24 protein-coding genes are annotated in these 25,637 nt (G+C 57.3%); 20 read left to right on the forward strand and 4 right to left on the reverse strand.

Annotated features, from left to right (window positions below):
* Positions 1 to 5: 5 nt before the first annotated feature.
* Positions 6 to 1,046 carry a TAXI family TRAP transporter solute-binding subunit gene (locus tag RBB44_RS16320; RefSeq protein WP_306148717.1) on the forward strand — a complete coding sequence of 347 codons (1,041 nt, stop codon included), beginning with the start codon at positions 6 to 8 and terminating at the stop codon, positions 1,044 to 1,046.
* Positions 1,047 to 1,188: 142 nt separating this feature from the next.
* Complete coding sequence (locus RBB44_RS16325; protein ID WP_306148718.1) at positions 1,189 to 1,929, forward strand: cytochrome c biogenesis CcdA family protein; 741 nt, start codon at positions 1,189 to 1,191, stop codon at positions 1,927 to 1,929.
* Between the two features lie 30 nt (positions 1,930 to 1,959).
* Here the strand turns inward: RBB44_RS16325 and RBB44_RS16330 are convergent, their stop codons facing one another.
* A complete protein-coding gene (locus RBB44_RS16330) occupies positions 1,960 to 3,153 on the reverse strand; it encodes a hypothetical protein (protein WP_306148719.1) in 1,194 nt (397 codons plus the stop codon).
* 184 nt (positions 3,154 to 3,337) lie between these two features.
* Here RBB44_RS16330 and glmU point away from each other — a divergent pair, with 184 nt between their 5' ends.
* From glmU to RBB44_RS16345, 3 genes are all read left to right on the forward strand, one after another.
* A complete protein-coding gene (gene glmU, locus RBB44_RS16335; protein WP_306148720.1) occupies positions 3,338 to 4,693 on the forward strand; it encodes a bifunctional UDP-N-acetylglucosamine diphosphorylase/glucosamine-1-phosphate N-acetyltransferase GlmU in 1,356 nt (451 codons plus the stop codon).
* A 122-nt stretch (positions 4,694 to 4,815) separates the two neighbouring features.
* The gene (gene glmS / locus RBB44_RS16340) at positions 4,816 to 6,642 is read left to right on the forward strand and encodes a glutamine--fructose-6-phosphate transaminase (isomerizing) (protein WP_306148721.1); all 1,827 of its coding nucleotides are present in this window, start codon (positions 4,816 to 4,818) and stop codon (positions 6,640 to 6,642) included.
* 2 nt (positions 6,643 to 6,644) lie between these two features.
* Entirely contained in the window at positions 6,645 to 7,082 is a 438-nt protein-coding gene (locus RBB44_RS16345) for a GNAT family acetyltransferase (protein ID WP_306148722.1), read from the forward strand.
* Between the two features lie 26 nt (positions 7,083 to 7,108).
* On the opposite strand, the gene RBB44_RS16350 is transcribed toward RBB44_RS16345, so the two are convergent.
* Positions 7,109 to 7,501, reverse strand: a complete 393-nt coding sequence (locus tag RBB44_RS16350) for a YbaN family protein (protein ID WP_286189874.1) — start codon at positions 7,499 to 7,501, stop codon at positions 7,109 to 7,111.
* 142 nt (positions 7,502 to 7,643) lie between these two features.
* Here RBB44_RS16350 and RBB44_RS16355 point away from each other — a divergent pair, with 142 nt between their 5' ends.
* Together RBB44_RS16355 and RBB44_RS16360 are read left to right on the forward strand one after the other, a co-directional pair.
* Entirely contained in the window at positions 7,644 to 8,381 is a 738-nt protein-coding gene (locus RBB44_RS16355; RefSeq protein WP_208326669.1) for a DUF502 domain-containing protein, read from the forward strand.
* Between the two features lie 120 nt (positions 8,382 to 8,501).
* On the forward strand, positions 8,502 to 9,815 hold the full coding sequence (locus RBB44_RS16360; RefSeq protein WP_306148723.1) for an MmgE/PrpD family protein: 1,314 nt from the start codon (positions 8,502 to 8,504) through the stop codon (positions 9,813 to 9,815).
* Here the strand turns inward: RBB44_RS16360 and recG are convergent.
* Entirely contained in the window at positions 9,812 to 11,914 is a 2,103-nt protein-coding gene (gene recG / locus RBB44_RS16365) for an ATP-dependent DNA helicase RecG (protein ID WP_306148783.1), read from the reverse strand. The genes RBB44_RS16360 and recG overlap by 4 nt on opposite strands.
* 215 nt (positions 11,915 to 12,129) lie before the next feature.
* Between recG and RBB44_RS16370 the strand changes: the two genes are divergently transcribed.
* The 3 genes from RBB44_RS16370 (at position 12,130) to RBB44_RS16380 (ending at position 16,573) form a co-directional block, all read left to right on the forward strand.
* Positions 12,130 to 12,447: a succinate dehydrogenase assembly factor 2 gene (locus RBB44_RS16370; RefSeq protein WP_306148724.1), complete on the forward strand. Its 318-nt coding sequence runs from the start codon at positions 12,130 to 12,132 to the stop codon at positions 12,445 to 12,447.
* Between the two features lie 19 nt (positions 12,448 to 12,466).
* The gene (gene mfd, locus RBB44_RS16375; RefSeq protein WP_306148725.1) at positions 12,467 to 15,952 is read left to right on the forward strand and encodes a transcription-repair coupling factor; all 3,486 of its coding nucleotides are present in this window, start codon (positions 12,467 to 12,469) and stop codon (positions 15,950 to 15,952) included.
* 90 nt (positions 15,953 to 16,042) lie between these two features.
* The gene (locus tag RBB44_RS16380; RefSeq protein WP_306148726.1) at positions 16,043 to 16,573 is read left to right on the forward strand and encodes a DUF2867 domain-containing protein; all 531 of its coding nucleotides are present in this window, start codon (positions 16,043 to 16,045) and stop codon (positions 16,571 to 16,573) included.
* Between the two features lie 26 nt (positions 16,574 to 16,599).
* On the opposite strand, the gene RBB44_RS16385 is transcribed toward RBB44_RS16380, so the two are convergent.
* Positions 16,600 to 17,256 carry a protein-L-isoaspartate(D-aspartate) O-methyltransferase gene (locus tag RBB44_RS16385; protein WP_306148727.1) on the reverse strand — a complete coding sequence of 219 codons (657 nt, stop codon included), beginning with the start codon at positions 17,254 to 17,256 and terminating at the stop codon, positions 16,600 to 16,602.
* Positions 17,257 to 17,381: 125 nt separating this feature from the next.
* Here RBB44_RS16385 and RBB44_RS16390 point away from each other — a divergent pair, with 125 nt between their 5' ends.
* From RBB44_RS16390 to lipA, 10 genes are all read left to right on the forward strand, one after another.
* Positions 17,382 to 17,717 (forward strand): septum formation initiator family protein, encoded by a 336-nt coding sequence (locus tag RBB44_RS16390; RefSeq protein ID WP_306148728.1) that lies wholly within the window; start codon positions 17,382 to 17,384, stop codon positions 17,715 to 17,717.
* A gap of 179 nt (positions 17,718 to 17,896) precedes the next feature.
* Positions 17,897 to 18,934, forward strand: coding sequence for a pyruvate dehydrogenase (acetyl-transferring) E1 component subunit alpha (gene pdhA / locus RBB44_RS16395; protein ID WP_209175528.1), 1,038 nt, complete (start codon positions 17,897 to 17,899; stop codon positions 18,932 to 18,934).
* A gap of 14 nt (positions 18,935 to 18,948) precedes the next feature.
* Positions 18,949 to 20,307, forward strand: coding sequence for a pyruvate dehydrogenase complex E1 component subunit beta (locus tag RBB44_RS16400; RefSeq protein WP_306148729.1), 1,359 nt, complete (start codon positions 18,949 to 18,951; stop codon positions 20,305 to 20,307).
* 55 nt (positions 20,308 to 20,362) lie between these two features.
* Positions 20,363 to 21,664, forward strand: a complete 1,302-nt coding sequence (locus RBB44_RS16405; protein WP_371932273.1) for a pyruvate dehydrogenase complex dihydrolipoamide acetyltransferase — start codon at positions 20,363 to 20,365, stop codon at positions 21,662 to 21,664.
* 73 nt (positions 21,665 to 21,737) lie between these two features.
* Complete coding sequence (lpdA, locus tag RBB44_RS16410; RefSeq protein WP_306148731.1) at positions 21,738 to 23,186, forward strand: dihydrolipoyl dehydrogenase; 1,449 nt, start codon at positions 21,738 to 21,740, stop codon at positions 23,184 to 23,186.
* 88 nt (positions 23,187 to 23,274) lie between these two features.
* Entirely contained in the window at positions 23,275 to 23,523 is a 249-nt protein-coding gene (locus RBB44_RS16415; RefSeq protein ID WP_133947323.1) for a GlsB/YeaQ/YmgE family stress response membrane protein, read from the forward strand.
* A 22-nt stretch (positions 23,524 to 23,545) separates the two neighbouring features.
* Entirely contained in the window at positions 23,546 to 23,785 is a 240-nt protein-coding gene (locus RBB44_RS16420; protein WP_133947325.1) for a GlsB/YeaQ/YmgE family stress response membrane protein, read from the forward strand.
* Positions 23,786 to 23,788: 3 nt separating this feature from the next.
* Entirely contained in the window at positions 23,789 to 24,142 is a 354-nt protein-coding gene (locus RBB44_RS16425; protein WP_306148732.1) for a gamma-glutamylcyclotransferase, read from the forward strand.
* Positions 24,139 to 24,573: a thioesterase family protein gene (locus RBB44_RS16430; RefSeq protein WP_133947329.1), complete on the forward strand. Its 435-nt coding sequence runs from the start codon at positions 24,139 to 24,141 to the stop codon at positions 24,571 to 24,573. The genes RBB44_RS16425 and RBB44_RS16430 overlap by 4 nt, the downstream gene beginning before the upstream one ends.
* A gap of 56 nt (positions 24,574 to 24,629) precedes the next feature.
* Positions 24,630 to 25,604: a lipoyl synthase gene (gene lipA, locus RBB44_RS16435; protein WP_133947331.1), complete on the forward strand. Its 975-nt coding sequence runs from the start codon at positions 24,630 to 24,632 to the stop codon at positions 25,602 to 25,604.
* The last annotated feature ends 33 nt before the right edge of the window (positions 25,605 to 25,637 follow it).

Raw genomic sequence — 25,637 nt, forward strand, 5'->3', positions numbered from 1 at the left:
GAAGTGTGCTACGGTATCAGACACTGGCGCGTGCGTGTGCATTAGGCAAGAAGGTCATGGCCGTGATCGCGCAAATCCCGAGCAACCGCCGTTTCATTACCGTTGCAAGCTTTTGCTGTATTGCTTTGACCGCACCGGCCGCTGCAAAGGACCAAGTGTTTCTTACATTGGCCACAGGCGGAGTGACCGGTGTCTACCATCCGGCGGGCACAGCGATCTGCCGGGCCGTCAACAAAAGCCGGTCTGAGCACGGCGTGCGGTGTGCTGCTGAAGCTGGCCGCGGATCGGTTGGGAGCCTCAAACAACTTCGAGATCGCGATGTTGAATTCGCGATCGTTCAGGCCGATTGGCAACACCATGCTTATTTGGGAACGTCCGTATTTGCAGAATACGGTCCCATGGATGATTTGAGGGTTGTTGCCGGACTGCATACCGAAATGGCAGCCATCGTTGTACGAGCAGATTCTGGTTTCATGGAACTCTCTGACCTGAAAGGACAACGCATCAACATCGGTCCGGAGGGCTCAGGGTCTGCCGCGACCTGGGGGCAGTTATCGCAACACCTTCCCTGGTCGGAGGAAGATCGCACAGCGATTACCCAAGAAGATCTCTCCGGGCTGGGTGAAGCGCTGTGCTCAGGCGAAATCGACGCATATTTTGTTGTGATTGGTCATCCAGCGGGCGTAATTGAAGAAACACAAGAGGTGTGCCCGGTTCAGTTTATTGAGATCGGTACCGGCATCTCAGAGCAGATGGTGGCTGATGCTGCCTATTATCGCGCCGCCGAGATCCCTTCAGGAGCTTATGGAGAGCACAATGCGATTGAAACCATCGGGACGCGCGCATTGCTCGTCACTGTCGAGCAAATGCCTGCTCATGCTGTTTCAACCGTCCTAACATCTCTGGTGTCGGACATTGAGCGATTCAGAACGGTCCATCCAGCTCTCACAGATCTGGATGGAGCCCAACTTGTTGAAGCGAAAACGGAAGCACCGCTACATCTTGGCGCAGTGCAATTTTATCAAGATCAAGGCTATTTGCCCTGAAACGTCTGTACCCAAAGAACAAGCGGTTAACATAACCGCTCGCCAAATGGTGACCAGGGCGTGTTTGTGTCGGCAGCTTGAGCCGGATAAAAGACACCCATTGGAATAAGACCGCTTCGGCCCACAGGGAATATATTCTGGAATGATCCAAGACGTCACCATCATCGGCGCCCTCCTTGCCGGGGTCCTATCTTTCGTGTCTCCATGCGTTCTGCCGCTTGTGCCGCCCTATCTCGGATATCTCGCCGGGGTCTCACTGGATCAGTTGACGGGTGAAGACGACACTGACGAGGCTGCCTCGCGGCGTGTTTTCTTCAGCGCCCTGGTTTTTGTGCTCGGCTTCTCGACGGTCTTCGTTCTCCTCGGCGCCACCGCAAGCTTCCTGGGTCAATTCATACGTATGTATCTGGATTATCTTGGATATATCGCCGGGGCAGCCATCATCGTGATGGGTTTGCACTTCCTTGGCGTGTTCAAGATCGGTTTTCTTTACAAGGAGGCCCGCGTGCATGTGGACCAGAAACCCGCAGGCCCGATGGGCGCTTATGTCATTGGACTTGCGTTCGGATTTGGCTGGACACCTTGTGTTGGGCCTATCCTGGCTGCAATCCTGTTTGTTGCCGGCGCCAAGGATACGGTGCTGCAGGGAACGGTTCTTCTGACCGCCTATGCCATGGGCCTCGGGATTCCGTTTCTGATCGCGGCGTTGTTTGCCAAGCCCTTCCTGCGGTTCATGAAGCGCTTCCGCAAGCACATGGGCACCGTTGAAAAGGCCATGGGTGGCGTTCTCGTCCTGACAGGGATTATGTTCCTGACCGGGCAGATGGCCGTTTTTTCGTACTGGCTTCTGGAAACATTCCCGGCGTTCCAATACATCGGCTAACTGCCGAGGCGCGGTTGGACGGTGGCAGCTTTAGAAGGTCTGTTGCGGGAAGTCGGCCGCAGAGACCATCGGGGCTCCGTTATAGAGCGAAGGCTGACAGACGTTGGTCACGTCAAGAAGGTAATAACAAGCAGCTGCTGCATCTGCAGCGTTTCCAAACGGCCCAATCAGGAGTGAGACGCCGCCTTCAGCAGCGCGTTCCTTTATGAGCGGCCGAAGATCCTGCATGCGTTCGTCATTCTGTTCCCGGAAGTTCGACCAGGCATTTGCGGCTTCGGCAAGCGAAGCATAGTGGCCGACAATGGCACCGAAATCACTCCGCTTGAGCGTGCTTGATCCGCCGCCACGCAGAGTTCCGACGCCATCGGATGGAACAATGATCTTGGGCCGCAAACTTGTTCCTGCAGGAGTGCTGTCGAAGTCCTCTTGAGGCAGCAGGGTGTCTGCCTGCGGAATGGATCCCGTCGTTATCGGAGTTGTCTCTGCCGAAGGGAGTTGAACGATTTTTACCGGAGCTTGGGAGGCAATCGGCGGTTCATAGGCTGGTTTTGCTTGCCCGGAATGGATGGTTATCCTCCGGGAAGGCGGGCGCCGTTTACTTTGCTGGTCTGCAGGTTCTAGGGCTTCAAGCGCAGCGGTTTGGGTGTTCTTCGTCGCATGTGGTTTTGGCAGAGGAGCCATCGGACGTTTGATCTCCGACGCATCCGCAAGATCAGGAACACTTGGGTCCTTCATGAAGGATGCCGTTGTCGAAGGGGTCTGGGTTTCTTGCGCAGGGATCGCGGCTACTGGTCGCGACAGTTCCGCTTCAAGTGCAGCAATGCGGCGGGAATAGCCGTCATTCTGCTCGCTCATCGTGCTCAGTCGGCGGCGCAAGCGGGCAATCTGATCCTGCAATACAGAAATCTGGCTCTGATCCAACGTCGATGGTTCTGGAGATGCTGATTGCGCAGGCGTATGAAGCACTTCGACAGCGTTCGGGCTCGTGTAGGACCGGATGGATGCCGTGGATCCGACGTCTCCTGCTGGCGGCAGCGGCAAACCTGCGACCCGTGTTCCAGCTGGCGCAAAGCCGGATGTGGATGATCCGAATTTGTAAGACGCCATGCCAATGGAGCCCATCACAATCGCGGCGAAAGCCCAAGACAGCACACCGACACGCGATGGCGTGAAGGTGTCGCGGATGTTTTCCCGCACCGGTTTTTTGGCCCTGGCCGCCTGCAACTGTCCTGTTCCCCGATTCTCGCTTCGAATCCTTCGAAAGGTAGTTCATTTGGCGCTGAATATGGTTAATGAAACGGTAATATGCGCTGTAGGCCCTTCAGATCTTTCAATGTTCTGTGGATCGGGGCATATAGGGGCCAAAGTGACTGGGCGCGCCGCCCAAGTTGAGTGAATTGAGGCGTTTATGACATTGCGAAGCTGCCATTCCGTGGTGCTGGCTGCCGGGCTTGGGACCCGCATGAAATCGGACTTGCCAAAGGTGATGCATCCAGTTGGCGGCTTGCCGATTGTCGGCCATGTTTTAAAGGTCCTCAGCCAGACCGGCTCGAGCCGACTGTCTGTTGTGACTGGTCCCGACATGCCGGAACTTGAAAAACTCGTTGGCAAACTGGCCCCCGAAGCGCGGTGTTTTGTGCAAACGGATCGCCTTGGCACAGCCCATGCGGCACTTGCCGCTTCCACTGCTTTGGAGGATGCCGCCGACGATGTTTTGGTGCTTCTTGGAGATGCTCCGCTCGTCACGTCGGAAACAATCAGCAACGTCCGCCAATCGCTGTCTGAAGGTGCAGACCTGGTTGTGGTCGGATTTGAGGCTGAGAATCCGTTTGGGTACGGCCGGATGCTCATGAAAGACGGGCGGCTTTTGGCCATCCGGGAAGAAAAGGAAGCCAGCGATGAAGAGCGGAAAATTGCCTTCTGTAACTCCGGTATCATGGGCTTTGCTGGCCGTCATGCACTCGAATTGATGCGCGCGATTGGCAATGACAACGCGAAGGGTGAATTCTACCTGACCGATGCGGTTGAAGTCGCCAATGCCAAAGGTTTGAAGGTCGTCGCTGTTGCAGGTACGGAAGCGGAAACCCAAGGCATCAATACACGGTCCCAGCTTGCCGCCTGTGAGGCTGATTTTCAGGCACGAAAGCGCGCCGAAGTTCTGGAAAGCGGTGTTACGCTTCTTGCGCCCGAAACAGTCTTCTTGTCCCACGACACGGTCATTGAACCGGACGTCATCGTAGAGCAAAACGTTGTTTTTGGACCCGGTGTGACAGTCCGGTCCGGTGCACAGATCCGGGCGTTCAGTCATTTGGAAGGTGCCGAGGTCGGGAACAGCGCAGTTGTTGGACCTTACGCGCGTTTGCGCCCCGGCACGGTGCTTGGAAAAGATGTGCGGGTGGGCAATTTCGTTGAAGCCAAGAACGCAAAATTTGGAGACGGGGCCAAAGCCAATCATCTCAGCTATGTCGGTGATGCAAGCATCGGCGCGGCAACCAACATCGGGGCAGGGACAATCACCTGCAACTACGATGGCTTCTTGAAGCACCGGACCGAGATTGGGGCCGGCTCGTTTGTTGGTTCGAACTCTACCCTTGTTGCGCCAGTCACGCTTGGCGATGGCGCATTTGTTGCGGCGGGTAGCGTCATTACAAAGGACGTTGGCGCTGACGCAATGGCCTTCGGACGGACCCGCCAGCAATCCAAGGACGGGATGGCCAAGGTTCTCAGGGACAAGCTGAAAAAGGCGAAGGATCAGAAATCCTGACAAGCTGCCATTCCAACCGGGATTGTCACTTTCTGAAATAAGCTTTGATTTCAATTTGCCACGCCGCCTCGTCTAAACCGGGGCGGACGATTTGGTTTGGGTAATGTGAGGAACATAACTGCATGTGCGGGATTGTTGGCATTTTGGGCGGGGTTGCAGCGGCGCCGAGGCTTGTGGATTCGCTCAAGAGGCTGGAATACCGCGGTTATGATTCTGCCGGCGTTGCAACGCTCGTTGGCGGTGAACTTCAGCGCCGCCGTGCGGAAGGAAAGCTGCGTAACCTCGAAGCCGCGCTTGAAAAGACGCCGCTGGTAGGCTCCAGTGGCATTGGTCATACGCGTTGGGCGACGCACGGGGCACCGACGGTCGGCAACGCCCATCCGCATCAAGCAGGTAGCGTTGCGGTTGTCCATAACGGCATCATCGAAAATTATCTCGACTTGCGTGATGAGATCACCGCGGCCGGTGCGGTCCTTGACACGGAGACCGACACGGAAGTGGTTGCGCATCTTTTGAATTTCGAGATCGCAAAGGGCGTTTCGCCGAAGGACGCGGTGGCCGCAGTCCTTCCCCGTCTCAATGGAGCGTTCGCACTCGCCATTCTGTTTGCCGGTGAAGACGATCTTCTGATTGGTGCCCGCAAGGGATCCCCGCTGGCTGTTGGTCATGGCGACGGTGAAATGTTCCTCGGCTCTGACGCAATTGCCCTGTCGCCGTTTACCGACCGGATCACATATCTGGATGAGGGCGACTGGGCTGTCCTGACCCGGACGTCCTGCGAGATTTTTGATGCCGCCAATCAACCCGTGTCACGGCCGGAGGCGCGCTCATCTGTCACCGCTGCGCTGATGGACAAGGGCAATTACAAGCACTTCATGGCCAAGGAAATCCATGAGCAGCCGGAAGTGCTTGGTCATACCCTGTCCCGATATCTGGATTACGGCGCGCTGTCTGCCAAGGTGGCGGGCGCTGATAAAATGAAGTTCAAGGACTTGTCCCGTCTGGTCATTTCCGCCTGCGGTACAGCATATCTTGCCGGTCTTGTCTCAAAATACTGGTTTGAGAAATACGCAAGGCTGCCGGTCGACATCGATATTGCGAGCGAGTTCCGCTACCGCGAAACGCCGATGAGCGACAAGGACAGTGCGCTGTTCATTTCCCAATCCGGAGAGACCGCCGATACGCTTGCCTCGCTCCGGTATTGCAAGGAGCAGGGGGCTGCCATCGGCGCTGTCGTCAATGTGCCGGAAAGCACGATTGCCCGCGAAGCAGATGTGGTGTTTCAGACGATCGCGGGTCCCGAAATCGGCGTTGCTTCAACGAAGGCGTTCACTTGCCAGCTGGCTGTTTTGGCCGCACTTGCCCTGCAGGCCGGACGGGAACGCGGTGTCTTGTCTGCAGAAGACGAGAAAAGGCTTGTGGCGGAACTCACCGAAGTTCCTAGCCTTGCGCTAAAGGCGCTTGACAGCGAACAGGCGATCGAAAAACAGTCGCAACCGCTGTCCCAGGCGACGAACGCGCTGTATCTCGGCCGGTCGACCAGCTTCCCGCTTGCGCTCGAGGGGGCGCTGAAGCTGAAGGAACTCTCCTACATTCATGCGGAGGGATATGCGGCTGGTGAACTGAAGCACGGTCCCATCGCGTTGATCGACGAGAACATTCCGGTTTTCGTTATCGCGCCCTATGATCGGATTTTTGAGAAGACCGTCTCGAATATGCAGGAAGTCGCCGCCCGTGGTGGCCGCATTATTCTCATTACCGATGAAAAGGGCGCCGCAGAAAGTGGAAACGCTGCGCAGGACACAGTCATTCTACCGGAAATGTCGGATATCGTTGCGCCTATCATCTACGCCCTGCCGGTTCAGATGATTGCGTATCATACGGCCGTTTTCATGGGCACTGATGTCGATCAGCCGCGCAACCTTGCCAAGTCGGTCACGGTCGAATGACCATGCCGGATGCGGATAAGTCAGTCATCGTTCTGTTTGAGGAACAGCACCGCCAGGATGTCATCGCGCTTTGGAAAAAATGCGGTCTGGTGCGCGCTTGGAATGATCCGGAGAAGGACATTGACCGGTGTCTCAGTGTGGACGCCAGCCGTTTGTTTGTGTTGATCAAGGACCAGACAGTCATTGGCTCGGTGATGACCGGTTACGATGGCCATCGTGGCGCGGTTTATTATTTGAGTGTCGATCCCGCACACCAAGGCGGCGGATATGGACGCAAACTCATGCAGCAGTGCGAAGACTATCTGACCGGCCTTGGCTGCCCTAAGATCAATTTGTTCGTACGTAAAGACAACGACGCCGTGCACAGGTTCTATGGGGACATGGATTATGCGCTTGAAACGTCGGCAGCCTTCGGAAAGCGTCTGATTCCGGACGACTGATGCACGCCGATGGCTCGCGATGAGCGTTACATCGAGTCCGCGCCCTGGTCCTTGGGAGCTGGGCCAGACGGACGGGACACAACATAGATCGCGCATCCGATCATACCCACCGCGACTATAGCTGCGAGCCAGAGTTGTGGTGCAGTGCCCCAATAAAACAGAGCGTACCCAAAGCACATTCCAGCTATGGCATAGAGTTTGGCATTCAAGGGGATGGCGCCGTGTTCGCGCCAGGAAATGACCGGCGGTCCGAAGACTGGATGATCGAGGATCTTTTTTTCCAGCCGTGGGGAGGATCTTGCAAAACAAGCGGCTGCAAGAATGAAGAAAATCGTGCTGGGCAGAATCGGCAAGAACGCCCCAACGATGCCCACCGCGACGCAAGCCAGTCCGAGTATGATGAACGTGGTGCGGTGCAATCGTGCCTCCGATTCCGGCAGAAACTGCGGTCAAAGCCGAAAATTAATTCAAGCGCAGGATACCGCGCTGCGATAAAGATACTTATCTAGCTGGTGGCTGGATGCAAAATGGAAACTCACAAACGATGTTCAGGTTCCGCTCATGAGCAAGCACAAACATAATGCAGATGATGAGCATTTGGTAGCCCACCGCCCTAATGCCGCAACGCGTGTCCGGAACTATTTTCTGACAGGTCTCGTGATCACCGGCCCGATCGGCATCACGTTGTGGCTGACCTGGACGTTCATCAAGTGGGTCGACAGCTGGGTCAAACCCTTTGTCCCGCGGGTCTACAATCCGGAGACCTATCTGCCCTTCTCGATACCTGGTTTCGGTCTGATCGTTGCAGTGGTTGTTCTGACGATCGTGGGGTTCCTGGCAGCCAATTTCCTGGGCCGCAGTTTGATCTCTTTCGGCGAACGCCTCGTCGATAGAATGCCTCTTGTTCGCAATATTTACAGTGGCTTAAAACAAATATTTCAGACGGTACTTGATCAGCGTGGGACGAGTTTCAACAAGGCTGCCTTGATTGAATATCCACGGAAGGGCCTGTGGGCGATTGTGTTTATCTCCACAGACACCAAGGGCGAAGTCTCCTCACAGCTGAAGAACATGGCAGATACCGTCTCTGTTTTCCTGCCCACAACGCCAAACCCGACATCCGGTTTCTTGCTGTTCGTTCCCAAGGAAGATGTCATCGAACTGAACATGAGCGTTGAAGATGCTGCCAAGCTGGTCATTTCGGCCGGGCTTGTGAGCCCGGATTATCCCGAATATGTGGAAGACCTGGTGGTCGATCCGAAACAGGCGGAGCGTTTGAAAAAGGTCGAAAAAGTCTAAGAGACCAGTCTCTACGGCTATTCCGGAACAGACACCGGCCAACACTCCGAGAGCTTTCCAAGAGGTATGCCATTCGGCTAGGGTGAGGACCCGCTTTATGTTCCTCCCGGACAGTATCGAATGCCCTTTGTTGATGACCTGATTGCCTTCTCAGCGCAGCCTTCTGCCGGTTTGCCGGCATCGTCAGTCCAGTTGGCGAAGTTCTCCCTGCTGGATTGGTTGGTTTGCGGCAGGGCCGGGGTGGAAGAACCGGTGGCGCAAAAACTCCGCGCGTTTGGCACCAGCGAAGGGGGTGTTGCAGCGTCCTCTACATTTGGCGGTCCCAAGATGCCGCCAAGAATGGCCGCGCTCGTCAATGGCGCTGCAAGCCATGCGCTCGATTATGACGACACCCATTTCGCCCATGTGGGTCATCTGTCCGTCGGGATTTTTCCGGCAGCCTTGGCGGCCGCAGAAGAGGTCGATGCCAGCGCTGCAGATATGATCGCGGCCTTTACCATTGGTGCGGAGGTGGCGATCCGCATCGGTCTTGTTTTGGGCGCGCGCCACTACAACACCGGGTTTCATCAGACCGCGACCGCCGGAGCTTTTGGCGCAACGATTTCCGCCGGGCGCCTTTATGGCCTGTCACCGGAGCAGATGCGGGCGGCCATTGGCCTGTGCGCGACCCGCGCTTCCGGCCTGAAATCGCAGTTCGGCACCATGGGCAAGCCCTATAATGCGGGTATTGCCGTGTCCAACGGTGTGGAATGTGCGCAATTGGCAGCGCTCGGCCTGACGTCTTGCGATGACGGCTTGATGGGACCGCAAGGATTTGCGGAAACGCATCACGCCGGGTTGCCGCTGGAAACTGCGGACTGGGACGGCCTTGCGGGCGGAAAGCTGTTGTTTGCGGACAACAAATACAAACTTCATGCCTGTTGTCATGGATTGCATGCCATGATCGAGGCGGTGTTGTTGGCAAAGGAAACTGGCGTAACCTTTGACGATGTTACTGAATTTGTATTGAGAACCAATCCGCGGTGGCTGAAGGTTTGTGACATCAAGCAGCCGCGCACGGGGCTTGAGGTCAAGTTCAGTTACGCCTGGCTTGCCGGCATGACCCTGCGCGCTGATGCGACCGGCGCTCCTAGCCTCTATACAGATGACCTTTCTCAAGACGCGGAGCTCTCAGCTTTTGCGGAAAAGGTTTCGGTGATCGGTGATGATGCTCTGACTGATCTCCAAGCCGAAGGTGTTTTGACGCTGAAATCCGGTGAAACCCGTCCAGTCTCCTTTGATCTCGCAGCGCCGCTGCCAATGGAAACCCTGGAAGGCAAATTACGGTGCAAGGCGCAGGCTTGCCTCGGTCAAGAAGGCGCTGACATCTGGTCAATTCTGGACCAGTTGGACCAGATGAATGCGCGTGAGATAGGAAGACTTGTCTCCGGTTAACCCGCCCGCAGCAATTGGATCGCGGCATCGCGGCCGAAGAGATAGAGCAGGCAGCGCAGCGCCTCGCCGCGTTTTGATTTCAGTTCCGGATCCGTTTCAAGAATGAGCCGCGCATCGTCGCGGGCAACTTCCATCAAATCGGCATGGTCCTCCGCCCGGGCAATCCGGAAACCCGGTGTCCCCGATTGACGGGTGCCGAGAATTTCCCCGCCGCCGCGCAGACGCAGATCTTCTTCCGCGATCAGAAAGCCATCGTTGGTCTCGCGCATGATGTTGAGACGCGCACCGGCAGTTTCCCCGAGCGGCCCCTTGTAAAGCAACACACAAGAGGACGGCTTGTCGCCGCGACCGACCCGGCCGCGCAGCTGGTGAAGCTGGGCGAGACCAAAACGCTCGGCATGTTCGATGACGATGATCGTGGCATCTGGAACATCAACGCCGACCTCGATCACGGTAGTGGCGACGAGAACCCGGGTGCGGCCGGATTTGAAATCGTTCATCGCCGCGTCTTTTTCGTCCGCGCTCATCCGCCCATGCACCAGCGAGACCCGTTGGCCAAGCGCATGTTCCAAGACCCGGTGCCGGTCTTCCACGGCCGCCAGATCAATTTTTTCTGATTCCTCGACCAGCGGGCACACCCAATAGACCTTCTGGCCCTCCCGGGTCGCAGCGCCCACGCGTCCGATGATCTCATCGAGCCGGTCCAGTGATACGGACACGGTCTTGATCGGCTTTCGCCCAGCCGGCTTGCCGAGAAGTTTGGAGACATCCATGTCGCCGAAGCATGTCAGAACGAGTGTGCGCGGAATTGGGGTCGCTGTCATGACCAGCACATCGACGCCCCGTCCCTTTGAGGACAGCGCCAGACGCTGGTGCACACCGAACCGGTGCTGTTCGTCGACCACCACCATCCCGAGGTCCTTGAACGTCACTGAGCCTTGGAACAACGCGTGTGTGCCAACCACCAAGTCGATCTCGCCCGCATCCAGCTTTTCCTGAAGCAGGCGACGTTCCTTTTGCGTGTCCTTTCCGGTCATGAGCGCCAGCCGGATCCCGGCCTTCTCGCAAATCGGTGCCATGGACGCATAATGCTGACGGGCCAGGATTTCGGTCGGTGCCATGAGGCCGCCCTGGGCGCCGGTCTGGATCACTTGGGCCAAGGTTGCCAGCGCAACAACAGTTTTACCGGCTCCAACATCGCCCTGCAGAAGACGCAGCATGCGGGTGGGTTGGGCGAGATCCGCATTGATGTCCTTGATCGCCTCTTTCTGGCTGTCGGTCAGCTCAAAGGGCAGGGCGTTGATGACGGCCGCCTGCAATCTGCCGTCCGGTTTGCGTTCAATCCCCCCGAGCGTGCGCATGTTGGCCCGCACCAGCGCAAGCGCGAGCTGACTGGCGAGCAGTTCGTCATAGGCGACCCGCTGCATGTATGGGGATTGCGGCTCGACATCCTGCCGTTCTTTCGGGGCATGCAGGGTCTTTAGCGCTTCGGCGAAATCCGGCCATCCGGTTTGGTGGAGATACGGCTCATTCAGCCACTCCGGCAAATGCGGGATTTTTTCGCACGCCGCTTTCATGGCTTTTTGCAGCGTCTTGGAGGCAAGGCCAGCGGTTAGCGGATAGATCGGCTCGATCGGCGGCATTTGATCGGCTTCCTCCGGAGAGACCGAGTAATCCGGATGCACCATCTGAGGCCGGTCATTGAACCACTCCACCTTGCCGGAAACGATCCGGCGTTCGCCTTCCGGAAAGGTTTTTAGAAGCCAGTCCTGACGGGAATGGAAAAAGACGAAAGTGATCTGGCCTGACTCGTCATAGGCGGAAATGCGGTAAGGCGCCTTGGAATGCCGCGGCGGAGCAGAATGCCGCCCGATGGTGACATCCAGCGTGACAATGTCGCCGTTTTCCGAATAGGCGATTCCCGGTTTATGCCGCCGGTCGATCAGGCTGTGCGGAATGTGAAACAACAGATCGGCTACCGTCGCCTCCCGGTCCGGCTGACCGCCGACCAGTCCCGCGACCAGTTTGGCGATTTTCGGACCGATCCCGGGCAGCGTGGAGACGGGAGCAAACAGCGGATCAAGGACCGGGGGACGCATGGAAGGTGTCGTACCTTTGTCAGACGGCGGCGAAGCGGGCGGGCCCTGTTCTGCCATGAAGATTGGCCTCAGTGCAACAATTGGAACATTCTGTGAACTTGGCCGCTGACATCCCGCAAGTTGGGCGCTATATAGTCGCCAGTTTTCATTTGATCCGGTAAGGTGACAGGCCATGCGTCTGTCTTTTCTTCTGGTTCCAGATCCGAAGGTTATCCATGTCCGATCATCCGAGTGCGACCAATGACAATGAAACTGGCAGCCGGGATGCGCGGCGCAAGAAGATCCTGTTTCGTTGCTGGCACCGGGGCATGAAGGAAATGGATCTTCTGCTTGGCGGGTTTGCCAACGCCAAGATTGATGACCTCAATGAAGACGAGCTGCGTGAGCTGGAGCATCTTCTGACCGCGCACGATCAGGATCTTTATGCCTGGATGACGGGTCGCAAGCCGTTGCCGGCAGAATGGGACGGCCCGCTCTACCGCCGGATCATTGCCTATCATGAAGCCGCTGGACCGGCCGGCTTTGTAAAATAAGAATAAAAGGACGGTTTTCGTGTTCGACAGCCTGTTGAAGGACCAGGCCAATGTGACATTGGCTGGCGTGCCCGATGGTGCGGAAAGCTATGCGCTCGCGCGCTTGCTGGCAGAAACACCCGCCCATGGGCTGGCGCTGGTATTTGTCGCCCGGGACGCAACGCGCATGGCGATGATCAGCGAGGCGCTCGGGTACTTTGATCCAGCAGCCGAGATCATTCAGCTGCCGGCCTGGGACTGTCTGCCCTATGACCGTGTTTCACCCAATCCGGCGATCAGTGCACGCCGTCTTCTGGCGCTTGGCCAGCTCGCGCGCGGGATCGAGGAGGGGCGGAAAGTTCTTCTCGTCACCACCTTGAATGCTGCCGTTCAGCGGATCCCGGAACGGGCGTTCATGGCCGAGCAGACCTTGTCCATGGCACCGGGCAATCAGGTCGACATGGCCGCGATTTCCAAATGGCTGGAGATGAATGGATTCTCCCGCACGCCAACCGTGCGCGAAACCGGCGAATACGCGGTGCGCGGCGGTATTGTCGATCTTTTTGCGCCCGGTGAAGAAGAACCGGTCCGGCTTGATTTCTTTGGCGACACACTCGAATCAATCCGCTCTTTCAATCCGGAAACCCAGCGGACCTCCAAACAGCTGAAACGCCTCGATCTCGTCCCGATGAGCGAGGTGGTTCTGTCTGAGGAAAGCATCTCCCGGTTCCGCCGCTCCTATCTGGCAAGCTTTGGCGCCGCGAGCCGCGACGATGTGCTCTACCAGTCCATCAGTGACGGGCGCCGTTATGCGGGAATGGAACACTGGTTGCCTTTGTTTCATGACAAGCTGGAAACGCTGTTTGATTTCATTGGCGATACTCCGGTCGTGCTGGATGCCAGCAGCGCGGATGCCGTGCGTGAGCGGCTTGACCAGGTTGCTGAACACTACAAGGCCCGTGAGGAAGCCCGCGAGATGGGATCGGGTGCCGGCACAGTGCCTTACATGCCTGTGCCACCAGAAAAGCTGTATTTCACCCAGGACGAATGGATGGCAGCGCTTGCGGACCGGGCGACGGCAACGCTTGATCCGTTCACGCCGCCGCCGGGCAGCGGCAAGACGGTGATCGAACTTGGCGGCCGCCAGGGGCGGAGTTTTGCAGCAGAGCGGACGGCCGGTGACGTCAATATTTTTGACGCTCTGACGACCCATGTCCGAGAGCTTCAAAAAAGTGGCAAGCGCACTGTCATCGCCTGCTGGTCGGACGGGTCTCGGGACCGTCTCGGTCAGATCCTCGGTGATCACGGTCTCGGCGCGGTTCAAAATGTCGAGACGCTGGACGAAACTGAAAAGCTTCCAGCCAAAACCTCTGCACTGTGTGTTCTGGGCATCGAGCACGGGTTCGAACTCTCTGATATCGCACTTATCGGAGAGCAGGACATTCTGGGTGACCGGCTTGTGCGCAAATCCCGCCGCAAGTCCAAGGGCGCCAATGTCATCACCGAGGCGACCGGATTGTCGGAAGGTGATCTCGTGGTTCATGTGGAGCACGGTATCGGACGGTTCATCGGTCTCAAGACCGTTGAGGCGATCGGCGCGCCGCACGACTGCCTGGAATTGCAATATGCTGGCGGAGACAAGCTCTATCTGCCGGTTGAAAACATCGAGCTTCTGTCCCGCTACGGCTCTGAGGATCAGGAAGCGCAGCTCGACAAGCTCGGTGGTGGGGCTTGGCAGGCGCGCAAGGCCAAGCTCAAGAAACGCATCCTCGAGATCGCCGACGGGTTGATCAAGACGGCGGCGGAGCGGGCACTTAAGACGGCACCGGTGGTGGAAACGCCGGAAGGGGTCTACGACGAATTCGCCACCAAGTTCCCTTACGAGGAAACGGACGATCAGCTGAACGCCATTGACTCCGTCTTTGAGGATCTGGCCTCCGGGCGGCCGATGGATCGGCTTGTGTGCGGTGATGTCGGGTTCGGCAAGACGGAAGTGGCGCTGCGCGCCGCGTTCCTTGCCGCCATGTCCGGCCGGCAGGTCGCTGTTGTTGTGCCAACCACACTGCTTGCCCGGCAGCACTTCAAGACGTTTTCGGAGCGCTTTCACGGGCTGCCGATCAATGTCGCCCATGCCTCGCGCCTTGTGCCCACCAAACAGCTGACCCAGACCAAGAAGGGCATCGCCGATGGATCCGTCGACATCGTTGTCGGCACCCATGCACTGCTTGGAAAATCCATCCAGTTTCGTGATCTTGGACTGCTGATCATCGATGAAGAGCAGCACTTCGGGGTGAAGCACAAGGAACGGCTGAAGGAGCTGAAGTCGGACATCCACGTTCTGACCCTGTCCGCAACGCCGATCCCGCGCACCCTGCAGCTGGCTTTGACCGGCGTGCGGGAGCTGTCGCTGATCGCAACGCCGCCCGTAGACCGGCTGGCAGTCCGGACTTTCGTCTCTCCGTTCGATCCGCTGGTGGTCCGCGAAGCCTTGCTGCGGGAACACTATCGCGGCGGCCAGAGCTTTTACGTTTGTCCGCGTCTCTCGGACATTGCCGAGCGCAAGGACTTCCTGGAAGAAGCCGTCCCGGAGCTGAAGGTCGCTGTTGCGCATGGGCAAATGCCGCCGGGTGAGCTGGAAGACGTCATGAACGCCTTCTATGAGGGCAAATACAATGTTTTGCTATCGACGACGATCGTGGAATCCGGTCTTGATATTCCGACCGCAAACACGCTGATCGTGCACCGTGCCGACATGTTCGGGCTTGCCCAGCTTTACCAGCTGCGCGGTCGGGTTGGCCGGTCGAAAACGCGCGCCTATGCGCTCTTTACCGTTCCGGCGAACAAGACGCTGACGCCCACCGCCGAACGGCGCCTGAAAGTCCTGCAATCCCTGGAAACGCTCGGTGCCGGGTTCCAGCTGGCCAGCCATGATCTGGACATTCGTGGAGCGGGTAATCTTCTGGGCGATGAACAATCCGGGCACATCAAGGAGGTCGGCTTCGAGCTCTATCAGCAGATGCTGGAAGAGGCGGTTGCCAAGCTGAAAGACGGCGGCGCGGATTTCGGCGAGGAACAGTGGTCGCCGCAAATCAACATCGGAACGCCCGTCCTGATCCCGGAAGACTACGTCGGCGATTTGCAGCTGCGCTTGCAGCTTTACCGGCGTCTTGGTGATGTGACCGAAGCGCAAGAGATCGACGCCTTTGGCGCTGAACTGATCGACCGCTTCGGCCCGATGCCGGAAGAGGTCCAGCATCTCCTCAAGATCGTCTACATCAAGGGACTGTGCCGCAAGGCAAATGTCGAGAAAGTGGATGCTGGTCCGAAAGGCGTCGTTGTGTCCTTCCGCAACAGTGAGTTCGCGAACCCGGCAGGCCTTGTGTCCTACATCGCGGAGCAGGGTGTGCTTGCCAAGATCAGGCCGGATCAGAAAGTGGTTCTGACCCGCGACTGGGAAAACACCGACAAACGTTTAAAGGGCACAGCCACGATCCTGACCAAACTGGCACGCCTAGCAGCGGCTTGAGAAAACGGATATTGCGGCACTATGTCCGCAGCGTTCTTCTGAAGAGCTGATATGGTCGCAGCCTCAACAACTTCAAGCGGAGTTCGTCAGATGAGTGCCGCCGCCAGCCTTCCCTTGGACAGTCACCTTAACGCCTATCACGCCTCAAAAGACTTCATGGACGTCTACAGCGGGGATTTGACTGGACGCCCGGATCTTATCGAGTGCGATATCCGGGTTCTTGCCAAGCACATGACCACGATCGATATGCCCTGGGCGCAGGGTTTGTTGAAGCTTCGTGATCGGCTTGCGAAAACGGTAAATCTCAAGTCCACCGACGATTTGGCGAGCGAAGCACCGCTGAAACCGCTCAATGAAGTTGGGTCGGGAGACCGGATCGCGTTCTTCAAAGTCTATGAAGTGCGGGAGAACGAAATTCTTCTTGGCGAGGACGACTGGCATCAGGATTTCCGACTTTCAGTTTTTAGGCAGGTGAAACCAGACCCAAAGGTTTTCGTTTCAACGTGCTGCAAGCGGCACAATCTATTCGGCTATGCCTATCTCGCGGCTATCCTGCCGGCGCACAAGATGCTCGTGAAACAGAGCATTGACAACGCGTTGGATCGGCCGTTGGTGCACTGACCTAAGGCGATTTAAAGCCTGCTGCGTTATGAAACGTCGTCCCAACCTTCTTCGCCGATCAGTGGCACGAAAGTGACTTCGCCCAGTGTTTCGGATGAGAAATCCGTCTCGGACTGCCGCGTGATCCGCAACAGGTGTTGATGGTGGCGGGACGGACCGATTGGGATCACCAGCCGCCCCCCGATCGTAAGCTGGTTTTTGAGAGTGCCGGGCAGGGCCGGGCTGCCGGCTGCGACCATGATGGCGTCGAAGGGGGCTGCTTGCGGATATCCAAGGGTGCCGTCGCCGCAATGGATTTCGACTGTCGGATAACCTGCGCGGATCAGATTGGTCTTTGCAAACTCCGCAAGCTCAGACTTGCGTTCGATACCAATGACCTTCGCGCCCATCTCGGCCATCACGGCGGCTGCGTATCCCGAGCCCGTACCGATATCGAGAACGCGCGACCTTGCTTCGACTTTTAGGGGCTCACACATCAGAGCGACGACATATGGTTGAGAAATCGTCTGCCCCAATCCGATTGGAAGCGGGTGATCCTCATAGGCGCGGTGACGACTTTCAATCGGCACAAACAGATCCCTCGGGACCTTTAACATAGCCGCTAGGACCGCTGCATCAGATATGCCGCGCGAACGAATTTGCCGATCCACCATAGTCGCGCGTTCTTTGTGATCGTCTCTCATAGTTCCATTCTTCAGGAACCGGGGATGGTTGCAAGTTTAAGAACTGCATCAAGACTCTATTAAGTCTGAATCGCCATAGTAGCCGAACAAAGAGGCCACCAGTTTTAGCGTTCAAGGTCCCAAGAGTGCCCCGAGCAGCCACACGTCAGCGAAAACAATCCTTCCTGCGCCGTCTGATCACCCCTGCGCTTGCTATTGCAGCGCTAGGCTATTTCGGCTTTCATGCCATGAATGGTGAATTGGGTGTGGTCGGCCGTGCCATGATCGAGCGCCAGGTTGCCGAACTTGAGGGCGAATTGCAGCTTCTTGTCGCCGAGCGCCAGGAACTTGCAGCCCGGGTCGGTCTGCTGCGGCCGGAAAGCCTCGATCCGGACATGCTGGATGAGCGAGCCCGGCTCTACCTTAATCTGGTGCATCCAGATGAGCTGGTCGTGCTGAAACCGCAAGCTGTGGCGCAATAAACCAAAAATCAGTTGAATTCTGAGACTTAACCAATATTTGGTTATTCAAAAAATAATTCCAATAAATCATAGATATAGCACCTCATCGCACTGCGAGATTGCCATGTTGGATTGCCCTTTCATCCGGGATACGTTTCTGTAACCTGTCTTAGGGGAAACGTCACACCGAGTTGAGGGAAATGGCAGCAGCGAAAAAGACCAGCGCCGGCACCAGCCGGACCCGCAGTTCCGCCAAAAAGGCCGAACCTGCGATCGCCGAGTTCACCAAGGAAGAGGAACTTCACGCCTACCGCGAAATGCTTCTGATCCGCCGTTTTGAAGAAAAGGCCGGACAGCTTTACGGCATGGGCCTCATCGGTGGTTTCTGTCACCTTTACATCGGCCAGGAAGCGGTTGTCGTCGGCATGCAGATGGCCAAGATCGATGGCGATCAGATGATCACGGCCTACCGGGATCATGGTCACATGCTTGCGATGGATCTCGACCCGAAAGGCGTCATGGCCGAGCTCACCGGACGCCGCGGCGGCTTGTCGAAAGGCAAGGGCGGTTCCATGCACATGTTCTCCAAGGAAAAGCACTTCTATGGTGGCCACGGGATCGTCGGTGCGCAGGTGTCGCTTGGAACCGGTCTCGGCTTTGCCAACAAATACCGTGAAAACGGTAATGTCTGCATGACCTTCTTCGGTGACGGCGCCTCCAACCAGGGTCAGGTTTACGAGAGCTTCAACATGGCCGAGCTCTGGAAGCTGCCGGTCATTTACGTGATCGAGAACAACAAATACGGCATGGGCACCAGCGTTGAGCGCTCATCCTCCATGACAGACCTGTCGCAGCGCGGTGCGTCCTTCAATATTCCGGGCGAAAAAGTCGACGGCATGGATGTGCGCGCCGTGATGGCCGCCTCCAAAAAGGCGCTTGAATGGTGCCGTGACGGCAAAGGCCCGTACATCCTAGAAATGGTGACATACCGTTACCGCGGACACTCCATGTCTGATCCGGCGAAATACCGGTCGAAGGATGAAGTTCAAAAGATGCGGACCGAGCACGATCCGATCGAACAGGTCCGCAAGCGTCTGCTCGACAACAAGTGGGCCACCGAAGACGATCTCAAGGCGATCGACAAGGATATCCGTGCGCGCGTCGCGGAAGCCGCCGAATTTGCACAGACCGATCCGGAGCCGGACGCGTCTGAACTCTACACCGACATTTTGCTTTAAGGCCGGGGGACATTATGCCGATCGACATTTTGATGCCGGCGCTTTCGCCGACAATGGAAGAGGGGAAACTCGCCAAGTGGCTGAAGGCCGAGGGCGATACAGTTTCCGCAGGCGATGTGATCGCCGAAATCGAGACTGACAAGGCAACCATGGAAGTGGAAGCCGTGGATGAGGGCACACTTGGCAAGATCCTGGTTGCCGAGGGCACCGACAACGTCAAGGTGAACGAAAAGATCGCGATCCTGCTGGGCGAGGGTGAAGATGCCAGCGCCGCCGATGCTGCCGCGTCTGCACCTGCTGCGCTGTCACCGGCCGTTGCATCCGCGCCAACCCCACAGGCGCCGGCGCCAGAGACTGCCGAAGATCCGGAGATCCCGGCCGGCACGTCCATGAAGTCGTCGACAGTCCGCGAAGCGTTGCGCGATGCGATGGCGGAAGAAATGCGCCGCGACGGCGATGTTTTCGTCATGGGTGAGGAAGTTGCAGAGTACCAGGGCGCCTACAAGATCACCCAAGGCCTCCTCGACGAGTTCGGCGCAAAACGCGTCATCGATACCCCGATCACCGAACACGGCTTTGCTGGTTTGGGTGTCGGCGCGGCGATGGCAGGCCTCAAGCCGATCGTAGAGTTCATGACCTTCAACTTCGCCATGCAGGCGATTGACCAGATCATCAACTCCGCTGCCAAGACGCTCTATATGTCCGGTGGTCAGATGGGGGCGCCGATGGTGTTCCGGGGCCCGAACGGGGCAGCCGCCCGCGTTGGTGCGCAACACTCTCAGGACTACGCTTCGTGGTATGCGCATGTGCCGGGCTTGAAGGTGATCCAGCCGTATTCGGCAGCGGACGCCAAGGGCCTGCTTAAAGCGGCGATCCGTGATCCGAACCCGGTCATCTTCCTGGAAAACGAGATCCTTTACGGTCACTCGTTCGATATCCCGGATATGGATGATTTTGTCTTGCCGATCGGCAAAGCGAAGATTGAGCGCGGTGGCACGGACGTAACACTGGTGTCCTGGGGCATTGGCATGACGTACACCATGAAGGCCGCTGAAGAATTGGCGGGCATGGGTATCTCGGCCGAGGTGGTCAACCTCCGCACGATCCGCCCGCTTGATATCGACACAGTTCTTGCCTCGGTTCGCAAGACCGGACGGGTAGTGACTGTCGAGGAAGCCTTCCCGATGTGCTCTGTGTCTTCTGAGATTGCGTTCCAGGTTCAGGAAAAAGCGTTCGATTATCTCGATGCGCCGATCCTGCGCGTCACCGGCAAGGATGTTCCGATGCCGTATGCCGCAAATCTGGAAAAGCTGGCGCTTCCGAGCGTTGCCGAAGTCATCGACGCGGTCAAAGCCGTAACCTACACGGCCTAAGGCGGGGGAATCGGACATGCCAATTAACATCACCATGCCGGCTCTCTCTCCCACGATGGAAGAGGGCAACCTGGCCAAGTGGCTGGTCAAGGAAGGCGACACGGTTTCAGCCGGTGACGTCATCGCTGAAATCGAAACCGATAAGGCAACCATGGAAGTGGAAGCCGTGGACGAAGGAACGGTCGGCAAGATCGTCGTTGAAGCCGGAACGGAAGGCGTAAAGGTCAATGACCTGATCGCCGTTCTTTTGGAAGATGGCGAAGACGCAAACGCGATCGACACTTCGGGTGGCGCAGCCCCTGCAGCGCCAACTCCATCTCCGGCCCCTGCCGCAGATGGCGGGGCGAAGGAAGTCATCCCGGTTGGCGCTGAGGCTGCAACGGATCCTATCCCGGCTCCAAAGGCCGCTGACGGCGGACGCATTTTCGCCTCGCCATTGGCGCGCCGTTTGGCGCAGATCAATGGACTTGATCTAAAGGCTCTGTCGGGTTCCGGCCCGCATGGCCGGATCGTCAAGAAGGACATTGAAGCCGCTGTTGCAGCTGGAACCGGCAAGGCAGCAGCTGCACCAGCAGCCGCGGAAGCTCCGAAGGCAGCCGCTGCGCCAGCGGCAGGTCCGTCCTCGGATCAGGTTCTGAAGCTCTTCGAAGAAGGCTCCTACGAACTCGTTCCGCACGACGGCATGCGCAAGACCATTGCCAAGCGCCTCACCGAATCCAAACAGACCATACCGCATTTCTATGTGTCGGTGGACTGTCAGCTGGATGCGCTTCTGGCGCTGCGGTCCCAGTTGAATGGGGCAGCTGCAACCGACAAGGACGGCAAACCTTCCTATAAGCTGTCGGTCAACGACATGACCATCAAGGCCCTGGCCCTCGCGCTGCGGGACGTTCCGGACGCAAACGTGTCTTGGACCGATGACAACATGGTCAAGCACAAGCACGCTGACGTAGGGGTTGCCGTGTCGATCCCAGGTGGTTTGATCACGCCGATCGTTCGCCGGGCAGAAGAAAAGCCGCTGTCGGTCATCTCCAACGAGATGAAGGACATGGGCGCCCGAGCAAAGTCCAAGAAACTGCAGCCGCAGGAGTACCAGGGCGGCACGACGGCCGTGTCCAATATGGGTATGATGGGCGTCAAGAACTTCTCGGCTGTTGTCAATCCGCCGCATGCCACCATCCTGGCTGTCGGTGCTGGCGAACAGCGCCCGATCGTCAAGGACGGCGCATTGGCCATTGCAACCGTCATGACCGTCACGCTCTCCACCGATCACCGGTGTGTGGACGGGGCGCTCGGTGCCGAGTTGCTGGCAGCCTTCAAGGGCTACATTGAAAACCCGATGAGCATGCTCGTCTAAGACAGGCTCTCAAAAGCGCGGCGTCTCTGCCGCGCTTTTTTCAAGGTTTCTACTTTTCGCCGGGGAAAACACCATGGCTGATACCAATTATGACGTGATCATCATCGGCTCCGGGCCGGGTGGTTATGTGACCGCGATCCGGGCCGCGCAGCTCGGGCTGAAAACTGCGATCGTCGAGCGTGAACACCTCGGCGGCATCTGCCTCAACTGGGGCTGTATTCCGACCAAGGCGCTGCTGCGCTCTGCGGAAATGATGGACCATGCCAACCATGCCAAGAGCTTCGGCCTGACGCTGGAAGGCAAGATGACGGCGGACGTCAAAGACGTGGTCGCGCGTTCCCGCGGCGTGTCTGCACGGCTGAATGGCGGCGTCGGTTTCTTGATGAAGAAGAACAAGATCGATGTCATCTGGGGGGAGGCGAAACTCACCAAGCCGGGTGAGATCGTTGTCGGCAAGCCGTCCAAGCCGGCGGTCGAGCCGCAGCATCCGGCGCCGAAAGGCACGAAGGGTGAGGGGACTTATACCGCCAAGAACATCATCGTTGCGACCGGGGCCCGTCCGCGCGCTTTGCCGGGTATTGAGCCGGATGGCAAGCTAATCTGGACGTACTTCGAGGCGATGAAGCCAGAAAAGATGCCGAAGTCCATGGTCGTTATGGGATCTGGCGCCATCGGAATCGAATTCGCGTCCTTCTACCTTTCCATGGGTGTGGATGTGACCGTTGTTGAACTGATGCCGAATGTCATGCCGGTTGAGGACGATGAGATCTCCAAGTTTGCCCGCAAGATGCTTGAAAAGCGCGGCATGAAGATCATCACCGAAGCGAAGGTGTCCAAGGTCGACAAAGCGGCCGACAGCATCACTGCGCATGTGGAAACGAAGGATGGCAAAGTTCAGCAAATCACGGCAGACCGCCTGATTTCCGCAGTCGGTGTTCAGGGCAACATCGAGAACCTTGGACTTGAAACGCTTGGTGTCAAAACAGATCGCGGATGTATCGTCATCGACGGTTACGGCAAGACCAATGTTCCGGGCCTTTACGCTATTGGCGATGTCGCCGGTCCGCCGATGCTTGCGCACAAGGCAGAACATGAGGGCGTCGTCTGCATCGAAAAAATCGCGGGCCTACCGAACGTCCATCCGATGGACAAGGGCAAGATCCCGGGCTGTACTTACTGCAATCCGCAGGTTGCCTCCGTCGGCCTGACCGAAGCCAAAGCCAAGGAGCAAGGCCGCGACATCCGGGTTGGCCGGTACCAGTTCAATGCCAACGGCAAGGCCATCGCTCTTGGTGAAGACACCGGCATGATCAAGGTGATCTTTGACAAGAAGTCTGGCGAGCTGCTTGGGGCGCATATGGTTGGCGCGGAAGTCACCGAACTCATCCAGGGTTTCGTGGTTGCGATGAACCTGGAAACAACCGAAGAAGACCTGATGCACACCATCTTCCCGCATCCGACCTTGTCCGAGATGATGAAGGAAAGTGTGCTCGATGCCTATGGTCGCGTCCTGAACGCCTGATTGAAACTGCGCATTCATATCTGGACCCAGGCAGCGAAATGTTTAACGTGGCGCTGTCTGGGTTCAGGCATATAAGGAGCCGTTTGTTATGGATGTAAAAGCAATTTTGATTTGGGTTGCGATCGGGATTATCGCCGGTTGGCTGGCCAGTGTCGTCGTTGGCGGCGGAGGATTGATCCGGTATTTGATCACCGGTTTGATTGGCGCGTTTGTTGGTGGCTTTTTGTTCAAGCTTGTTGGCATCAACATTGATCTTGGCAATGCATATGTGAACGAGATCGTGGTCGCAGCCATCGGCGCGGTTGTTATTGTGCTGCTGGCGCGCTTGATCGCCTGATTATTTCTAAGGAGTGCCCGCAATGGGGCTGATTATCACAATCATTATCGGCCTGATTGCGGGCGCCGTCGCCCATAGGGTGTTGAACAGTCGGGGCGGTTTTCTGGGCAGTCTTGTTGTTGGCCTGGTCGGCGCTTTGATCGGCGGTGAGCTAGCCTCCATCCTCAATCTGAATGTCACCGGTGGCGTGCTCGATCGGTTGATCATCGCCGTGATCGGCGCGATCCTTTTTCTGTTCGTCTGGAAGAAGGTGTTCAAATAAACCATGGTGCGGCTCGCAGCAGACCATCGCCTCGCCACATATGGAACGCTCGCGCCAGGGCGGGTGAATCACCATCATGTCGAAAACGTTGAGGGAACCTGGACCACAGGGGTGATCCGGGGACGTTTGATCGAGGCCGGGTGGGGTGCTGACCTTGGGTATCCAGGGCTTGTTGTCGACCCGAACGGCGATAGCATCGAGGTCCATGTTTTGGTCTCAATTGACCTAATCAACCATTGGGACCGGCTGGACGCGTTTGAGGGAGCCGGGTATCAACGCGTTCCAATCGATGTCGAGACGCCTGAAGGACAAGTCTCGGCATCGATCTACGTGATTGCAACTGAGACAGAAGAATGAAGACCGAAGCGTTTGCTCGCATATCTGATTTTCCGATGACCGCTTCAGACAAGCTGCGCTATGCAGACACCGACCGGCAAGGCCATGTGAACAATGCGGTCTTCGCGACCTTTCTGGAAACTGGGCGGACCGAAGTCATCTACGGTGAAGCTTTAGCAGACACTGGAGCATCCTTTGTCATCGCAAGGTTGGAGCTGGATTTCCTGGCTGAAGTCAACTGGCCTGGCGAAGTGCAGATTGGAACTGTGGTGCAGGATGTCGGTAGGTCTTCCTTCAAACTGCATCAGAAAATCTTTCAGGACAGTAAGGCTGTTGCACAGGCTGTCACCGTCATCGTCCAGATGAACAATGAAAGCCGCCGGTCCCATCCGCTGACTGACCGCGCGAAGGACCGTCTCAATACGTTGACCAGCCCTGCGTCAACTTGCTAGCAGGCATGACAGTTTTGTGGCTTGATCTTTAACAGAAAGAACGACACTTAAGGCCCATGGTTACGATCGTCGACACGCTCAATCGCCCGCAAGACCCATCCGAAGCGCGTCCGCGCCACCCGGAAAAGGCACATCGCCCGGATAATCCCGTCCAGCGGAAGCCGAAATGGATCCGCGTCAAGGCGCCGACATCGCCCGTCTACAAAGAGACGCACAACACAGTCCGGCAGAATAACCTCGTGACTGTGTGTGAAGAGGCCGGCTGTCCCAACATTGGCGAGTGCTGGTCGAAGAAGCACGCGTCTTTCATGATTTTGGGTGACACCTGTACCCGCGCTTGCGCGTTCTGTAACGTGCGCACAGGGATGCCAGGACCGGTCGACCCGAAAGAGCCCCAGGGTGTTGCGGACGCTGTGGCGACGATGGGCCTGGAACACGTCGTGGTCACATCCGTCGACCGGGATGATTTGGACGATGGCGGCGCACGGCATTTCGCAGATGTCATTCAGGCCATCCGAAAGACATCTCCATCGACAACCGTCGAGGTTCTCACTCCAGATTTCCTGCGCAAGGATGGCGCCATGGAAATTGTTGTTGAAGCGCGCCCGGATGTCTTCAACCACAATCTTGAGACAGTTCCGTCCAAGTACTTAAAAGTCCGACCAGGGGCACGGTATTTCCATTCCATCCGCCTTCTTCAGAAGGTGAAGGAGTTGGATCCGGAAATGTTCACAAAGTCCGGCATCATGGTTGGTTTGGGTGAAGAGCGGAACGAAGTGCTCCAGTTGATGGACGACTTGCGCGCAGCGGATGTCGATTTCTTGACGATCGGTCAGTACCTGCAGCCATCGAAGAAGCACCATCCGGTGATGTCCTTCGTGACGCCGGAAGAATTCAAGGGCTATGAGCGGATCGCTTATGCCAAGGGGTTCCTGAAGGTTTCTGCAAGCCCACTGACACGCTCATCACACCACGCGGGCGAAGATTTCGCGGATCTGCGCGCCGCGCGCAAGGCAAAACTCGGCCACTAATGGCCCGCTTAAAGGATTTGGCAAGGCGATAGG

Source organism: Roseibium sp. MMSF_3247 (assembly GCF_030733765.1).
Lineage (GTDB): Bacteria > Pseudomonadota > Alphaproteobacteria > Rhizobiales > Stappiaceae > Roseibium.

Excerpts from the sequence above, each read along its gene's own strand:
- RBB44_RS16345 (WP_306148722.1), top strand. The coding sequence starts at position 6,645 with ATGCCGGATGCGGATAAGTCAGTCATCGTTCTGTTTGAGGAACAGCAC.
- RBB44_RS16425 (WP_306148732.1), top strand. The coding sequence starts at position 23,789 with ATGGTGCGGCTCGCAGCAGACCATCGCCTCGCCACATATGGAACGCTC.
- RBB44_RS16405 (WP_371932273.1), top strand. The coding sequence starts at position 20,363 with ATGGAAGAGGGCAACCTGGCCAAGTGGCTGGTCAAGGAAGGCGACACG.
- RBB44_RS16420 (WP_133947325.1), top strand. The coding sequence starts at position 23,546 with ATGGGGCTGATTATCACAATCATTATCGGCCTGATTGCGGGCGCCGTC.
- lpdA (WP_306148731.1), top strand. The coding sequence starts at position 21,738 with ATGGCTGATACCAATTATGACGTGATCATCATCGGCTCCGGGCCGGGT.
- RBB44_RS16360 (WP_306148723.1), top strand. The coding sequence starts at position 8,502 with ATGCCCTTTGTTGATGACCTGATTGCCTTCTCAGCGCAGCCTTCTGCC.
- pdhA (WP_209175528.1), top strand. The coding sequence starts at position 17,897 with ATGGCAGCAGCGAAAAAGACCAGCGCCGGCACCAGCCGGACCCGCAGT.
- RBB44_RS16325 (WP_306148718.1), top strand. The coding sequence starts at position 1,189 with ATGATCCAAGACGTCACCATCATCGGCGCCCTCCTTGCCGGGGTCCTA.
- lipA (WP_133947331.1), top strand. The coding sequence starts at position 24,630 with ATGGTTACGATCGTCGACACGCTCAATCGCCCGCAAGACCCATCCGAA.
- glmS (WP_306148721.1), top strand. The coding sequence starts at position 4,816 with ATGTGCGGGATTGTTGGCATTTTGGGCGGGGTTGCAGCGGCGCCGAGG.
- RBB44_RS16370 (WP_306148724.1), top strand. The coding sequence starts at position 12,130 with ATGTCCGATCATCCGAGTGCGACCAATGACAATGAAACTGGCAGCCGG.
- RBB44_RS16415 (WP_133947323.1), top strand. The coding sequence starts at position 23,275 with ATGGATGTAAAAGCAATTTTGATTTGGGTTGCGATCGGGATTATCGCC.
- RBB44_RS16400 (WP_306148729.1), top strand. The coding sequence starts at position 18,949 with ATGCCGATCGACATTTTGATGCCGGCGCTTTCGCCGACAATGGAAGAG.
- RBB44_RS16380 (WP_306148726.1), top strand. The coding sequence starts at position 16,043 with ATGAGTGCCGCCGCCAGCCTTCCCTTGGACAGTCACCTTAACGCCTAT.
- RBB44_RS16430 (WP_133947329.1), top strand. The coding sequence starts at position 24,139 with ATGAAGACCGAAGCGTTTGCTCGCATATCTGATTTTCCGATGACCGCT.
- RBB44_RS16385 (WP_306148727.1), bottom strand. The coding sequence starts at position 17,256 with ATGAGAGACGATCACAAAGAACGCGCGACTATGGTGGATCGGCAAATT.
- RBB44_RS16355 (WP_208326669.1), top strand. The coding sequence starts at position 7,644 with ATGAGCAAGCACAAACATAATGCAGATGATGAGCATTTGGTAGCCCAC.
- glmU (WP_306148720.1), top strand. The coding sequence starts at position 3,338 with ATGACATTGCGAAGCTGCCATTCCGTGGTGCTGGCTGCCGGGCTTGGG.
- recG (WP_306148783.1), bottom strand. The coding sequence starts at position 11,914 with ATGCGTCCCCCGGTCCTTGATCCGCTGTTTGCTCCCGTCTCCACGCTG.